This is a genomic window from Kribbella sp. NBC_00382, from assembly GCF_036067295.1.
GTDB lineage: Bacteria > Actinomycetota > Actinomycetes > Propionibacteriales > Kribbellaceae > Kribbella.
This window is the reverse complement of the sequence record NZ_CP107954.1, coordinates 4,236,169-4,251,875: the sequence shown is the minus strand read 5'-3', so window position 1 is coordinate 4,251,875 and position 15,707 is coordinate 4,236,169. Positions and strand designations below refer to the sequence as shown.

Sequence of the window (15,707 nt, the reverse complement as noted above, 5' to 3'; positions counted from 1 at the left end):
TGTTCAAGCCCACCGTTAGGTGTTCAAGGTCGCCGGTACTGGCTCAGAGGCGGTACTGGCTCAGAGGCGTTCGATGATGGTGGCGTTGGCTAGGCCGCCGGCTTCGCACATGACCTGGAGGCCGTAGCGGGCCTGCCGTTGGTCGAGGACGGACAGCAAGGTGGTCATCAGGCGGGCGCCGCTGGCGCCGAGGGGGTGACCGATGGCTAGGGCGCCGCCGTTGATGTTGACCTTGGATGGGTCAACGCCCGTCTCAGCAAGCCAGGATAGGACGACGCTGGCGAAGGCTTCGTTGACCTCGTAGGCGTCGATGTCGGCAGGGGTCAGGCCGGCGCGCTTGAGGGCCTTCTCGGTGGCGGGGAGAATGCCGGTGAGCATCATGATCGGGTCGTCGCCGGCGACCGCGAAGGTGTGCAGGCGAGCGCGCGGCTTGAGGCCCAGGCGGCGGGCAGCCTCTTCACTGGTGACCAGCAAGGCAGAGGCGCCATCGTTGACCGGCGACGAGTTGCCGGCCGTGATCTTCCAGTCGATGTCGGGGAAGCGGCCGCTGAAATAGTCGTTCTGGAAGGCGGGCCGCAGCCCGGCGAGTACCTCGACAGTCGTACTCGGCCTGATGGTCTCGTCGACCCCCAACTCACGCGCCACGCCATCCGCCCGCGGAGCCTTCAGCAAGGCCACCTCGGCATCGAACCGTCCCTCCGCCCACGCCGCAGCCGCACGCCGGTGACTCTCAGCCGCAAACTCATCAAGCGCAGCGCGACTCAGATCCCACTTCTGCGCAATCAACTCCGCGGAGACACCCTGCGGAATCAACCCCGGCTCATACCGCCGAGCAACAGCCGGCCCAGCGAAGTCGGCACCCGCATACTGGCTGCCGATTGGTACTCGGCTCATCGACTCCACGCCCGAGGCGATCGCGACGTCGTACGCGCCGCTCATCACGCCCTGCGCGGCGAAGTGGATCGCCTGCTGGCTACTCCCGCATTGCCGATCGACAGTCACCGCCGGCACCGATTCGGGGAAACCAGCTGCGAGTACCGCCCACCGAGCCGTGTTCGTACTCTGCTCGCCCACCTGACCGACCGCCCCGCTGATCACGTCATCCACCAGCGCCGGATCGATCCCCGTCCGGTCCACCAATGCACGCAGCACATGCGCATGCAGGTCGACGGGATGCACCTCGCTGTAGGCGCCACCAGGCTTGCCTTTGGCGATCGGAGTACGGACCGCGTCGACGATGACAGCAGAGCGAGCAGACATGACGGCCTCCAGAACCAGCTGACTATACAAATCTATAGCCATAATCGTCCCTGGCTATGGCAGACACAAGTCAGCGGCTAGTGTGAGGTTATGCACGTTCAGCTAGAAGGCCGCCTGGCCGAGCGCGGCCAGCAGCCGCTCGGCGACTATTGCCCGATCGATCTCGCCATGCAGGCGATCGGGCAGCGATCCACGATCCTGCTGCTGCGCGAGGCGTACTACGGCGTCACCCGGTTCGACGACTTCGCCGCCCGCACCGGCCTGACCGAGGCGACGACCGCCGGACGCCTCAAGGCGCTGGTCGAGCTCGGGGTGCTGGCCAAGACGGAGTACCAGGAACCGGGCAAGCGGCGCCGCCACGAATACCGGCTGACCGAGAGCGGCCAGGACCTGATGCCCGTCGTCTTCGGCCTGGCGCAGTGGAGCAACCGCCACCACGCCCCGCCCGAGCCGCTCGAGCTCGCCCACGACGGCCACCCCGTCGAGATCGTTGCCAGATGCACCAAAGGCCATCTGCCGAAGCTCGACGAGCTCACCATCACTGTCTAGAGCGAAGTCCGCAGATGCCAGAGCAGCGGGTAGTACCGCAGATCCAGCCGGCTGCGCAGATACCCCGCACCTGAAGACCCACCCGTACCAGGCTTGGTGCCGATCATCCGCTCCACCATCACCACATGCCGAGCACGCCAGGCCGCAGCGAGCTCGTCATGCTGGACCAGCGCCTCAGCGAGCTCCCAGATCTCCGCATGGCTGCTGCGATCTCCGGCCACCGTCTGCAACGCCTTCCGCAGATCGTCCTCATCAGCAGTCGAGAACCCAGCCTGCTCAAGCACCCCCAGGAACGCGTCCCACAGCGTCGGCTCAGCCAGCCGCTGCTCGAGCCGCGCCTGCTCGACGACGCTCAACCCACGGAAGCGCTTCACGAACGAAGGATCCTTCGCACCCGACAGGAACTCGATCTCGCGGAACTGCACCGACTGGAACCCGCTGGCCGGCGACAACCGGTGCCGGAACTCGCCGAAGTCCTGCGGCGTCATCGTCTCCAGCACGTCGACCTGCTGGATCAGCGTGCGCTCGATCGTGTGCACCCGCCGGAGCAGGTGCTGAGCCTTCCAGAGCTGCCCCGACAGCATCGCGTCGCGCGACGCCGTCATCTCGTGCAGTACCTGCTTGAACCACAGCTCGTAGACCTGGTGGATCGTGATGAACAGCAGCTCGTCATGCGCCGGCGGATCCGACTCCAGCCGCTGCTGGTCGAGCAACTGCTCCAGCCGCAGATAGCTGCCGTAGGTGAGCCGCCCACCTTCCTCACCGAAGTGGACATCCACCCCGTCCCACCGGCCGGTCACGGCTTCACCGCTGGGCTTAACCCCGCTCGTCTCGCTCACGGCCCGAGGATAGCCGCGATCACTACCGGTGACCTCTGCTCTACAAAGAGTCCGGTACTACGTCCAGCCACACCCGCTTGATCCCCGTCCCGCCGGACAACCGCCGCCAGGCATCGACCGAACCCACCCGCAGCCCATCACCATCGATCGACGTGTAGACATGCTCGACCCGAACCCCCTGCCCCGATCGAACCAGCTCCCTGGACCCCGGCTTGGCATAGGTCACGATCACCGCAAGGCCGCTGGCGTTCTGCCGCCGGTACTCCGGCCGGGCCAGCAACCGCACATCGAACAACCGCCGATCCACCACACCCCGATCGACCAAAGCAGCAGCATCAGCCGGTACGACGTACAGGTGACCGTCCGATGAGTAGAGCCGCAGTTGGATGCCGCCACGCCCAGCCCCCGGACGGAAGGCAACGACCGAACCGCTCCCGTCAACCGCCACCTGATCCCCGGTAACCAGCCCGATCCAGTCCGCCCCCTGAGCCGTCCCGGCCGGACCAGCCGGTCCCGTCGCCACCACAGCATCCTGTCCCGTCGCAACGGAACCAGCGGGTCCGGAAGCGGCCGGCTCGGTACCCCTCAGTGCCGAGCCGGCCGCCGAGCCCACGAACGGAGCCGAAACCGCGAGACTCACCGCGACGGCGACCACGCCGATGACCGCCGAGCTGCGAGCGCGCAACGTTTCAGACCTTCCTGTCCATGACCGCTGTGATCCTGCCTCGCAACCTATGAAGACGATGTCAGGGAGTTGTCAGGAAGCGATCGCAATGTTGTCTCAGGCGGAGGTGTGACTGGCGGCGCGGTCGCTCGTTGGTTCCTCGGTGGGAGCGAGCACCGATTCGAGGAGCAGCGTGGACGTCACCGTCTTGCCCGATCGCAGGACCGTCAGCCCGACCGAGGTCGAGGCGGCATTGCTGGAGGGCTACCCGTCCTTCGTCCGCCTCGCGTACCTGATCCTGCCGCCGTCGCTCGGCCGTCACCGCCGCATCCTGATCGCGCACAGCATCGTCCAGCGCGCACTGCCCGACCGCCGTCGCCTCCAGCGGCAGCTGGCCGGCGAGACCGACGCCGCCGACTTCCTCCGTCGCCGCGTCCTCCAGGACGCCATCAGACAGGCCTCCTCCCGTACTCCGCTCCGCTGGCTCCCCCAGGTCTGGGGCCTCCGCCTCTTCCCCCGCCTCGGCGCCGTGGACAACCTGGCCCTCGACCAGGCCCTGAGCACTCTCAGCCCGCAGGCCCGGGCCGCCTGGGCCCTCGTACGCGCGGAGCAACTCTCCGTAGACGAGGCCGAGCTCCAACTGCGAGCCATCGGCATCCAGCACCCCCAAGCAGCGGTCAACGAAGCCGCACTGCTCGAGGAGGTCACCGCCGACGAGCCCCTGGACGTCTCCGCGTCCGACCCCTGCGCCGTCCAGCTGGCACCGACCGACCTGACGCGCCGCAAGGCCAGCGGCCGCGCAGTGGCGATCACTGTCACCGCAGTACTCGCCGCCGCGATCCTCATCTCCCTCCTGGCCACAGCTGGCGAAGAGCAACAAACAGCAGCCCCACAGGCCCAGTTAATGCTTGCCCCCAAGCTGACAGCGGACACCCTGCAACGCACCCCAGCCAACAAGTGGCAGGACACCGCCCGCGTCGACTTCACAGCCTGGGCACCACGCGGAGACCGCCTCACCGACAAGGCCCTCCTGACCAAGGCCCTGCACGCCTGGTCCATCGGCTCCGGTGTGACTGCAGTAGCCGGTACGCCGACCGCCGCCCCCATCCAGTCCCCACAACTCCTGTACTCCGGCACCGTAGACAACAAGCCAGTAGTCCTCCTGTACGACGGCCAGCGTCTAGCCCGCTACACCGACGGCGCCGGACTCGTCGTCGCGAGAGCCGACGACGCAGACGTGACCACAGCCGCAGCCGTCGTCATCAGCGAGTCGGCCAAGGGCGTCCGCTTCCTCACCGCCCCCTGGATCGCCACCGCCACCCTGCGCAACCTGGTGAAGCCCAATACACCAGCAGCCGACCTCTCCCGAGTCAACGGCGTCACTGCCGAGATCGGCCGACCCACCTGCGCTTCCTGGCCGACACTGCAACTCCGGTCGGCCTCAACCGTCGCGGAGAAGCACGCCTTCCTCCTGACGTACCTAGGCGGCCTGAGCCCGGTACACCTGACCTACATGCCGCCACCGTCGAGCGGCACCGCCCGCTCCCCTCGTGAGGCGACCAGCAGTGCTGCTCTACTGAGCTGGGCCAAGACCGCCTGCGGCCTGCAAGCCCTGCAGGGCCAGGGAGTCCGCTCTGCCAACAACTGGATCTTCGCCGAGCAACCACTACCGGGAGGCAGCCTCGGTAGCTGGGTCTGCACTCGCTCGGACACCTGGAGCGGCAACGGCTGGGCCAGCGCCGAGCTGCTGGCCCCCGGCACTTCACCGCTCCAAGCAGGCAAGGCGGTCGACACAGCAGCCTGCAGCCGTTTCGACCAGAACGTCTTGGCCTCTGCCTACTGGAAGGCACCGACCGGCAGCCACTACCTACTGGCCGCAGGCAGCCGCCGCGTCGACCACATCTCCCTCAACGGCCATGCCTACAAGGGAAACCTGGTCGCCCAGCCATCGACGAGCGCCCGCGGCCGCCTCACCGCACACCTGACCACGGGCGCCACCCTCACTCCCCTCAACAAGTAAGCCGAGCACCCGCCCAGTCCGCGTGATCGGAGCCGTTGCCGTCTCCCGCATCGCTGACGATCAACTGCAGTTGCGAGCGCCCAGCCAAGTCAGCAGTCAACGCCACCCCGTTGCCACCACCCGCCAGCCGCGGAGTCGACGCCAGTACTACGCCGTCGCCCCGCACCTCGAAGCTGACGCTCCCCGACCCGCCTACCTCGGCATCAAGGCCGACGGTGGCATCGAACCGGGTACACCCAGCCGGCACGTCCAGCGTGATCACCGAGTTGGCGTGAGCGCCGAACCCCTTGGCATACCCGTTCGTACCGATCCGCAGCGGTCCACCGTCGCCGCCGACGTCCTCACCATTACTGGTGTCCCGCTCAACCGGTCCCCACCCGTTGGTGGGCGTACCGACGTACGGGAGGTCGCTGGCCCAGCGTTGCCCAGGAGCCAGCGGCAGGTCGACACGAGCCGTCGCAGCAACGGAGCCGCCCTCAAAGCTAGTCGTGGCGACATAGTCGTAGCTGCCGAAGCCGGCCGTGACCGGTGGAGTCACTACAAACGACGCCGTCTTCGTCTGCCCGGCCACTACGTCACCCAGCGACACCGCAGCAGGCTCGACGCTCCAGCCACTCGGCACTGCCAGCTTCACCGCAGTACCGACCACTGGCTCGGCGCATTCGCCAGTGACGGTCACAGCGACGGTCTGCGGCTCACCCTGCTTCGCCTCTCCCTGCGGCTTCACCGCGGTCGTCGGATCGCAAGCGGCCGGGCCAGTGATCGCCGGTGCTCCCGTTACGGCCTCTGCGGCAGACAGCGGCCGCAGCGTTACGGAGTACGAGCGTGGCTGGGTCGGATCGATCCGGTACGGCGCCTGGACGCTGTTGGGCGTCTCACCCATCCCCGTCTCGGCATCCCCGACATGCAGTGTCACCCAGCCGCGGTTGCGCACCAGTTGCTTCTGGAAGTCGTACTCCGCCAGGTCCAGCCGGTCGTACGGCGTCACGCTGACGTCGAGCGAGTCACCCTTCGAAGCCGCGACCAGTACGCCGTTGCTGCTGTCGGTGAGACTCGTCCAGCGGGTGTCGGTGTGGTTGCCATAGGCCTGCGGACGCGAGTACCGGACGTACTGCTCGTCCACCGTGCTCCGGTAGACGCCGATGCGAGTGCCTGCGGCCCTGTCGTTGTAGCTCTCCTCCGGGCCGCGACCGTAGTACGCGAACTTCCCCAGCGTCTCCGGCAGTTGGAGTGAGAAGCCCACCCGCGGCAGGTAGGGCAGGTCGGTGAGCTTGGTGCCGTGTGGGGTCACCTGGTGGGCCAGGGTGATCGCTCCGGCGGCGTCGATCGTGTACGTCATCATCTGCTCGAACGACAGCTCAGCAGCATGTCCGGGCGCCGCCGCGACACTTGGCGCCGTCACCTGGATACGGCCGTCCGGGAGCGTCGTGACCCCGGCTGCACCAGCTGTCAGTTGGAGGCGATCCATGCCGAGCGCGTTCCAGACCTGACGATCGGCGGTTCCCCAGTCGTAGGTCTCGTTCGAGGTCGGCGGGCGCCAGACGTCCAGCTCCGGGCCGCGCTTCAGCAATTCCTTGCCTCGGGCAACCAGAGAGATCAGTTTGCCCGCGGCGAAGGTGTAGGTGAAGTCCTTGCCCGAGACAATGACTCGATTGCCTTGGGTCACCACTGCCGGCTTGCCCGCAGCGGGTTTGTCGCCGACCCCGGTCACCACCGTGCCGCCGATCCGGAACTGGTCGTGCTGCACCGCAGTACCGTCGCTCACGGCATCCAGATCCAGGAACCGCTCCAGCGAGCGCGGATTGTCCGCGGCTACCGGCAACTCAACAGTGCGCGAACTGTCCGGCGGCAAGGTGACCGGCAGTGTTCCCTCACGAACGATGGTGCCGGCCTGTCGGACAGCCCACCGCAGGTCGAAGGTGAGCGGCGCGAACTGCTGCTCGTTCCGCAATGTCACCACTCCAGGCGCACTCGACGAGAACCGCAGCGGCGACTGTGCCCAGGCCATCTCGACCGTCTCGGGCTGCAGATAGCGATCAGTGCCGACCAAACCATCGGTGCCACTCAAGCTGATGCCAAGACTCTGGAATCGTCCTGCGTTGACAGTGTTCTCGAAGTCCAAGGCAAGCACAGCATCGTCCAGCGACGAGACCCCAGCCGCGATCTCCGAAGCAGTCAGCGCGCGCCGCAGGATCCGCACCTGATCGAAGACGCCATGCGCGATCCGGCTGCCGACCTGGTCCTGCTGGGTCTGCGCGTTGCGGCCGACATTCACCTCCCACAGGCCCGGCTCGATCGTGCCGGTGGCCGGCGTCGACTTGACCGGCAAACCATCGACGTACAGGGTCAGCGCGGCACCGTCGTACGTGCCGGTGACCCGGTGCCAACTACCGATCCAGCCCGCGGGCGTCGGGGCGGTGACCACCTTCTGCTGGCCGTTCAAGGTGACCCGGAACTCCAGCGTGGTCGCGTTCGGCTGCTGGAGCGCGTACTGCTGCCCCTTGGTCAGGATCGGCATCGAGCCGGTCCAGGACCCCGGCTTCACCCATGCGTCAAGGGTCAACGGCCCGGGGACGTCCAGCGACCGCGAGCGGAAGACATCGACGAAGTCGTCCAGGCTGGACAGGTCGACGCCCTTGCCTGCATGCCCCTCGGTCAGCGACGGCTTGCCGACGAAGAACGCCTGGACCTTGCCAGGCGACGAGTCCGGCGTGGTGAGCAGCGGTTGCTCGAGGTTCTGCTCGGCCCAGTCCCAGATGAAGCCGCCCTGCATCGACGGGTACTTGCGGGCCAGCGCCCAGAACTGGTCGAAGTTGCCGAGACCGTTGCCCATGGCATGGGCATACTCGCCCATCACGATCGGCTTGGTGAACGTCTTCGCCTTGTTCTCCAGCGATGCGGGCGTCGGATAGCGCGGACCCGCGACATCGGCGTACGGGGCATCGCCGTCGGGCGAGTTGGATTGGTGGTAGAGCAACCGGGTCGGCTCGTTCTGATCGGCCCACTCCGCCATCGCATAGTGCGCGGTCCCCAGACCTGCTTCGTTGCCGGTGTCCCAGAAGACGACGCTCGGGTGGTTCTTGTCGCGCTCGACCATCGCCACGAACCGGTCGTGGTACGCCGCCTGCCACTCGGGCTTGCTGGCCAGGCAGACCGACGGGCAGGACTCGTGCGCATGCGTCTCGATGTCCACCTCGTCGTCGATCAGCAGGCCGTACTTGTCGGCGAGTTCGTACCAGTACGGGTCGCTCTCGTAGTGCGAAGTACGGACGGCGTTGATGTGCAGTTGCTTCATCAGCCGGACGTCCTTCTCCATCGCCTCGTGGGTGATGTGCCGGCCGGTCTTCGGGTCGGTCTCGGAGCGGTTCACGCCGCGGAACAGGATGCGCTTGCCGTTCAGGAGGATCTGTTTGTCGCGCACCTCGATCTCGCGGAAGCCGATCTTCTGGCTGGTCCGGTGCACGACGGTGCCGGACGGGTCGGCGAGACTGAGCACGAGGCTGTAGAGCGTCGGTGTCTCGTCCGACCACTTCGCCGGATCGTGCACGACCCCGCTGAGCTTCGGGCCGCCGCTCAACGTCGTGACGACCTTGCCCGCTGGATCACGAAGCGTCGCGGTCAGCACTGAGCCAGGGGCCGCGCCCGCCAACTCGGCATCGACGGAGAGCGTGGCGTCTTGGTAGGAGGCGTCCAGATCCGTTGTCACATAGGCGTCCTGGATCCTTGCCGAAGGCACGGAGTACGAGAAGACGTCGCGGAAGATCCCGGCGTACCGCCATTGGTCGTAGTCCTCGAGATACGACCCCGAGCCCCACCGATGGACCTGCACTGCGACCAGGTTGCGCCCGGTCTTAGCCACGTCCGTGATGTCGAACTCCGCCGGGCTGTAGCCGCCCTGGTCGTAGCCGACGTACTTCCCGTTGACCCAGACGAAGTAGCCGCTCGTCACCCCCTCGAACCGCAGCAGCTGGCGCCGCCCTGCCTCATCGGCGGGCACGGTGAAGGTCTTGAGGTAGGCACCCGTCGGGTTCACGTCCCGAGGCACCTTCGGCGGCGCGTCCGGCCAGACCTCTTCCGGGATGTTGCGGAACATCGGATGATCGAGGAAGTCGCTCTGCCAGGTGTGCGGCACGTTCACCGTCGACCAGCTGGAGTCGTCATACCCCGGCAGCTGGTATCCGGCCGGCACATCACCGGGCTTGTCGACGAGCTTGAACTTCCACGAGCCGTCGAGCGACCGCACATATGGCGACCCTTCGGCCCGTACTGCGGACGCGTCGTCGGCGTACGGCCAGAGCCGGCTGTGCGGCGCGACCTGGCCTTCGGCGACCCGGCCGGGATCCTCCAGATAGGTATGGACGTCGGTCGGGCCGTCAGCCGCACCGGCGGTTCCCGGCACAGCGATCAGCACCCCCGACAGCAGGGCGAGCGCAGCGATGAAGTTCAGGCGACGGGCGGACATCGCACTCCCTCAAAGTTCGATTAGTTTCGATCACGTGCAGTATTGACGACCTCACAGCCTGCGTCTACTTTCGTGAAAACGCTCTCTTCCTACCGCCCCAGGGAGAACTCATGATCATTGGAATCGTTTCCGTCCTCTTGACAGCGATCTCCATCCCGGCCGGCGCCCCACCGCCGGCTCCCGCACCCTCCACCCCGGCGGTGACGATGTCGGCGAACGCGACCATCTGCAACAAGTACTGCGACGCCCGCGACCCGGCCCTCTCCCCGGGCGACCGCTCGCCGGTCTCGGCGACGATCTTCGGTCGGACACTGCGGCTGCATTTCGACGACAACGACGCGATGGGCTGGGCCTCGATCGAGAACGGCAGCCCCGGCGACGAGGTCTGGCTGGACCGCTCGATGGACGGCGGCCGCACCTGGTCCGGTGGTAGCCGGCTCGGCAACACCGCCATCCCGAGCGGACAGAGCGGCTGGCGAACGCTCATGTTCAACGTGGACGACTGGAACAACGAAGGCGTCGGCGCGCTACGGGTCTGCGGCAAGGCTGGTGACCGCGCCGACATCGCCTGTACTCCGTGGGCGCGGACCACCTGGAACGCGTGGGACCGGCGGACCGCGGCGGCGACTGCGCAGATGCAGTTCTACAACCGGTCGACCGGGCTCTTCGACACGACTGGCTGGTGGAACGCGGCGAACGCTCTGACCGCTGTCATCGACAACGCGCGGGTGTCCGGGATGAACAGCTACCGGTATGCGATCGGGCGGACGTACGACCTGAACCTCAACAAGGCCGAGGGGCAGTTCCGCAACGACTACATCGACGACACCGGCTGGTGGGGTCTCGCGTGGATCGCTGCGTACGACTACACGGGCGACGCACGGTACCTGCAGACCGCACGCGCCGACGCGGACCACATGGCGGCGTACTGGGACAACACCTGCGGTGGTGGGGTGTGGTGGAGCGAGGCGAAGACGTACAAGAACGCGATCTCCAACTCGCTCTACATCCAGCTGAGCGCCGCGCTGCACAACCGCATCTCGGGTGACAGCACCTACTTGCAGCGAGCCCAGGCGGGTTGGACCTGGTTCCAGCAGACCGGAATGATCAACAGCTCCCACCTGGTCAACGACGGCATCAACCTCTCCACCTGCAAGAACAACGGCGACGTCGCCTGGACCTACAACCAGGGCGTCCTCCTCGGAGCCCTCACCGAACTGTCCCGCGCCTCCGGCAACACCTCGTACCTGACCGCCGCCCGCCAAATCGCCGACGCCGCCACCACCTCGTCAGGCCTCAACACGGCCGACGGCATCCTCCGCGAGCCTTGCGAGTCGGGTGACTGCGGTGGCGACGGGCCGTCGTTCAAGGGCGCGCACGTACGCGGCCTCGGCAAGTTGAACGCTGCACTGTCAGACCACCCGTACACCAACTACCTACGGCGGCAAGCCGACCGGGCCTTCGCCACCAACCGAACCCCAATGGACCAGTACGGCCTCCACTGGTACGGCCCAGTCGACAAGCTGGACGCCGCCCGCCAGCACTCCGCCCTCGACCTCCTGAATGCCACGCCATGAGGCGGCCGCTGAGAGCCGCCGCCCTTCGGGCGGCGGGGCGGGGGTGGGAAGGCGGGGCTGCCCGGCGTGGGCGGCGAGCTGTTGTTGCTGTGGTTGCGGGTGCGATGGTGGCTTCTGGGTTGGTGATGCAGGCGGTGCCTGCGGCTGCGCTACCCGCGCGGCCGACTCTCCGGGTCATGCCACTGGGCGACTCGATAACGGCGGGTGTTGGGAGTCCTTCCTCCTCGTCGTATCGGCGGCCGCTGGCTGCGCTCATCAGCGGGCAGTCGCGGTATGACGTGAACTTTGTTGGGTCGCAGGCTTCTGGGAATCTTGCCGACCTGTCCAACGAGGGGCATAGCGGTTGGATCATCGACCAGGTTCGGGCGGAGATCGACGGGTGGATGGCGGGGGCTCGGCCCGATGTCGTCACGCTGCATCTGGGGATCAACGATCTCAATCGCAACGTCGACGTGCCCAATGCACCGATCCGCTTCAAGGCGTTGGTTGACCGGATCGTGGCCGACAAGCCCGGCGTGACGGTGATCGTGCTTGGGCTGATACCGACCACACCCGGGCTCGAGGCGAAGGTTGCCACCTTCAACAGTTCGATCAAGTCGATGCTGACGGCACCTAAGACCCGGTACGTCGATCCGCCCGCGCTCACGTCTAGCGAGATGGCCGACGGGTTGCATCCGAACGACGCAGGGTTTCAGCGGATGGCGCAGGCGTTCTACCCGGCGTTGGATCGCGCCTACTCCGATGGAGTGATCGCGTCGAGGCCGGCCATCAACGCGGGTAATGAGGCGGGTGGGTCGGGCAAGGTGCGGTGGGCCGACTTCGATGGGGACGGGAGGCTGGACTATCTGACCGTTGCGAGCAACGGCGCAGTACAGGCGTTCTTGAATCGGGGTGGCGACGGGCATGGTGGCTGGTCGGTGTTCGGGCAGGTGGCGACCGGCACGACGACCGATGCGACGCGGGTCCGGTTCGCCGACTTCGACGGTGACAGCAAGGCCGACTACCTCGTCATCAACACCAACGGATCAGTATCGGCCTGGCTGAACCGTGGAGGCGACGGCCACGGCGGATGGTCGGCGATCGGGCAGGTCGCCGCCGGCGTGACGACCGACCAGGCGTCTGTGCGTTTCGCGGACTTCGACGGTGACGGCAAGACCGACTACCTGACGATCGCGGCGAGCGGCACAGTCTCCGCCTGGCTCAACCGTGGCGTCAACACCTGGTCATCCCTCGGCCAGGTGGCAACCGGCACGACGACCGACCGCACGAAGGTGCGCTTCGCCGACCTCGACGGCGACACCCGCGCCGACTACAGCGCGATCGCGACCGACGGCTCCGTGCAGTCCTATCTGAACCGAGGCGGCGACGGCCGAGGCGGCTGGCTTGGCCTCGGCAAAACCGCGACCGGCCTGACCACAACCTCCAACCTCGTCTCCTTCGCCGACTTCACCGGCGACGGCAACGCCGACTACATCCTCGCCGACGCGGCAACCAATGCCGCAACGGTCTACTCCTGGCTAGGTGGCGACGGCCACGGCGGTTGGCAAAACCTCGGCAAGGTCGCTTCCGGCGTACCGGTCCCCAAGCAACAATTTGCGCCCAAGACTCCGAGGCTGCCAACGCCCTGGTCGAATCAGGTCTCCACCACCAACCCGCTGCCGGAATACCCGCGACCCCAGCTGACCCGCACCCAATGGCAGAGCCTCAACGGGATCTGGCAGTTCGCACCCACCGCCAACCTCGACAACCCACCCACCGGCACCACTCTCGCCGAAGAAGTCCTCGTCCCGTACCCCGTCGAGTCCGCCCTCTCAGGCATCGAGCGGCACGAAGAGCGCATGTACTACCGCCGCACCTTCACCGTCCCGCAAGCCTGGTCCGGCCAGCGCGTGCAACTCAACTTCGGTGCAGTGATGTGGCAATCCAAGGTCTGGGTCAACGGCACCCTCCTCGGCACCCATGAAGGCGGCTACGACGCCTTCTCCTACGACATCACCACGGCCCTCCGAGCGGGATCGAACGAGATCATCGTCGGCGTCTGGGCACCCGTCGACGCCCAGGACATCCCCCTCGGCAAGCAACGCCTCAACCGCGGCGGCATCTGGTACACCCCGACCTCAGGCATCTGGCAGACCGCCTGGCTCGAGCCCACCAACGCCGCCAGAATCACCCGCCTCGACACCACCCCCAACGTCGCCGCCAGCGCCCTCGACCTCACCGTCCAAGGCACCGCCGGCCAGAGCGTCACCGCACAAGTCCTCCAGAACGGCCAGCTCGTCGGTCAGGCGACCGGCACCACCGGCACCCAGTTCCGCATCCCCGTCCCCAATGCCAGACTCTGGTCCCCCGACGATCCCTACCTGTACGACCTCAAGGTCACCCTCGCCAGCGGTGACACAGTCGGCGGGTACTTCGGGATGCGATCGGTCGGCAAAGCCACCCTCGGAGGCGTCCTCCGCCCGACCCTCAACGGCAAGTTCGTCTTCCAGCTCGGCACCCTCGACCAGGGCTACTGGCCCGACGGCCTCTCCACCGCTCCGACCGATGAAGCACTCAAGTTCGACCTGGAACAGCAGAAGGCGCTCGGCTTCAACATGGTCCGCAAGCACATCAAGGTCGAGTCGGCCCGCTGGTTCTACTGGGCCGACAAGCTCGGCCTGATGGTCTGGCAGGACATGCCCGCACTCGTTGCCGGCCGCAACGCCTCGGCCACCGGCCAGGCCCGGTACGAGACCGAGCTGCGCCGGATGATCGACAACCACAAGGGCATCACCTCGATCGTCCAGTGGATCCCGTTCAACGAGGGCTGGGGCGAGTACGACGCAGGCAGGATCACCGACCTGGTCAAGTCCCTCGACCCGACCCGGCTGGTCAACCACAACTCCGGCTCGAACTGCTGCGACTCCGATCCCGACCCCGGCAACGGCGACATCATCGACGACCACATGTACGTCGGCCCAGCGGTCGCCAGAGTCCCGTCGTCCACGCGCGTCCTCCAGTTGGGCGAGTACGGCGGCCTGGGCCTCCACGTCCCCGGCCACGAATGGTCGACCGGCAACACCTTCGCCTACGAGATGCTGCCGACCTCGGAAGCCCTCACCAACCGGTACGTCCAGATCACCAGCCAACTCTCCGACCTGATCACCGGCTCGGGCCTGTCCGGCAGCGTCTACACCGAGCCGACCGATGTCGAGGACGAGATCAACGGCTTCTTCACCTACGACCGCCAGGTCCGCAAGATGGACTTCGCCAAGGTCCGCGAGGTCAACCTCAAGGTGATCGCCGCGGCCAAGGGAACCGTGCTGCCCACCGGCCAACTCGCATCCCTGAAAGTCACGACGACCGGCCTCACCACCCGGTACCTCCGGCACGCGAACGGATTGGCCGCGACCGAGGTGGTCAACGCCGCAAGCAGCAAGGGACTCAAGCAGGACAGCACGTTCTGGGTCCGCCCGGGCCTCGCCGATGCCGCCTGCTACTCCTTCGAGTCGCGCAACTTCCCCGGCCAGTACCTCCGCCACTTCAACTACCGCATCCAGAAGGAGGCCAGTACCGGCGGCAGCTTCAACGCCGACGCGACCTTCTGCGCCCGCGAAGGACTCAGCGGCGGAGGTACGTCCCTCGAGTCCAAGAACCTGCCCGGGTACTACCTCCGCCATCGCAACGCAGAGGTCTGGCTCGACAGCGACACCGGCGGCTCCTTCCGCGAGGACGCGACGTGGAACGTAGTACCGGGCTGGTGGCGCAGTGGTGCGGATCTGGCCGAAGGGCAGACTCGCTCGTTCCGGGTGACCACCGCCGGCTACACGAACCGGTACCTGCGGCATCAGGACGGCGCTGCCCGCACGGACGTGATCGATGCCGCCTCACCCCTTCAAGCCCGGCAGGACGCGAGCTTCATCATCCGCGCGGGGTTGGCCGAGAGCAGTTGCTACTCACTCGAGTCGCGCAACTTCCCGGGGCAGTTCCTGCGGCATCGGGGTTATCGGCTGTACAAGGATCCGAACGACGGCACCTCCACCTACGCCAAGGACGCGACGTTCTGCGCCCAGCCGCCGCGCGCCGGTGGTACCGGGAACGTGTCTCTGCAGTCCTTCAACTACCCGACCCACTACGTGCGGCACGCGAACGAGCTGGTCTACATAGCCGTTGCCGGAGGCGCCAATCCGTGGGACGGCGCGGGCAGCTACGACGCGGACACCACCTGGGCCGACACGGCCGGGCTCGGAGGCTGATGATGAGGATCGTTCTGGCGGCGGTCTTATTAGCAGTACTACTCCCTGCGCCAGCCGCTGAGGCGAAGGTGGAAGCCGCACAAGTCTGCTCCGTCGCCTGC

General features: G+C 66.8%; 8 protein-coding genes. 4 read left to right on the top strand and 4 right to left on the bottom strand.

What is annotated here, in order from left to right; all coding sequences use genetic code 11:
* Positions 1-60 precede the first annotated feature (60 nt).
* Entirely contained in the window at positions 61-1,260 is a 1,200-nt protein-coding gene (locus OHA70_RS20630) for a thiolase family protein (protein ID WP_328320003.1), read from the bottom strand.
* A gap of 90 nt (positions 1,261-1,350) precedes the next feature.
* On the opposite strand from OHA70_RS20630, the gene OHA70_RS20625 reads away from it, so the two are divergent.
* A complete protein-coding gene (locus OHA70_RS20625) occupies positions 1,351-1,809 on the top strand; it encodes a winged helix-turn-helix transcriptional regulator (protein ID WP_328320001.1) in 459 nt (152 codons plus the stop codon).
* On the opposite strand, the gene OHA70_RS20620 is transcribed toward OHA70_RS20625, so the two are convergent.
* Positions 1,806-2,648, bottom strand: coding sequence for a tryptophan 2,3-dioxygenase (locus tag OHA70_RS20620; protein ID WP_328319998.1), 843 nt, complete (start codon positions 2,646-2,648; stop codon positions 1,806-1,808). The genes OHA70_RS20625 and OHA70_RS20620 overlap by 4 nt on opposite strands.
* Positions 2,649-2,688: 40 nt before the next feature.
* Entirely contained in the window at positions 2,689-3,171 is a 483-nt protein-coding gene (locus OHA70_RS20615; protein WP_328319996.1) for a hypothetical protein, read from the bottom strand.
* 334 nt (positions 3,172-3,505) lie between these two features.
* Between OHA70_RS20615 and OHA70_RS20610 the strand changes: the two genes are divergently transcribed.
* Positions 3,506-5,332, top strand: coding sequence for a hypothetical protein (locus tag OHA70_RS20610; protein ID WP_328319994.1), 1,827 nt, complete (start codon positions 3,506-3,508; stop codon positions 5,330-5,332).
* Here OHA70_RS20610 and OHA70_RS20605 read toward each other — a convergent pair.
* On the bottom strand, positions 5,322-9,794 hold the full coding sequence (locus OHA70_RS20605) for a glycoside hydrolase family 2 TIM barrel-domain containing protein (protein WP_328335007.1): 4,473 nt from the start codon (positions 9,792-9,794) through the stop codon (positions 5,322-5,324). The genes OHA70_RS20610 and OHA70_RS20605 overlap by 11 nt on opposite strands.
* Before the next feature lie 110 nt (positions 9,795-9,904).
* On the opposite strand from OHA70_RS20605, the gene OHA70_RS20600 reads away from it, so the two are divergent.
* Positions 9,905-11,371: a glycoside hydrolase family 76 protein gene (locus OHA70_RS20600; protein ID WP_328335005.1), complete on the top strand. Its 1,467-nt coding sequence runs from the start codon at positions 9,905-9,907 to the stop codon at positions 11,369-11,371.
* A gap of 176 nt (positions 11,372-11,547) precedes the next feature.
* Positions 11,548-15,606, top strand: a complete 4,059-nt coding sequence (locus OHA70_RS20595) for an AbfB domain-containing protein (protein WP_328335003.1) — start codon at positions 11,548-11,550, stop codon at positions 15,604-15,606.
* Positions 15,607-15,707: the final 101 nt, after the last annotated feature.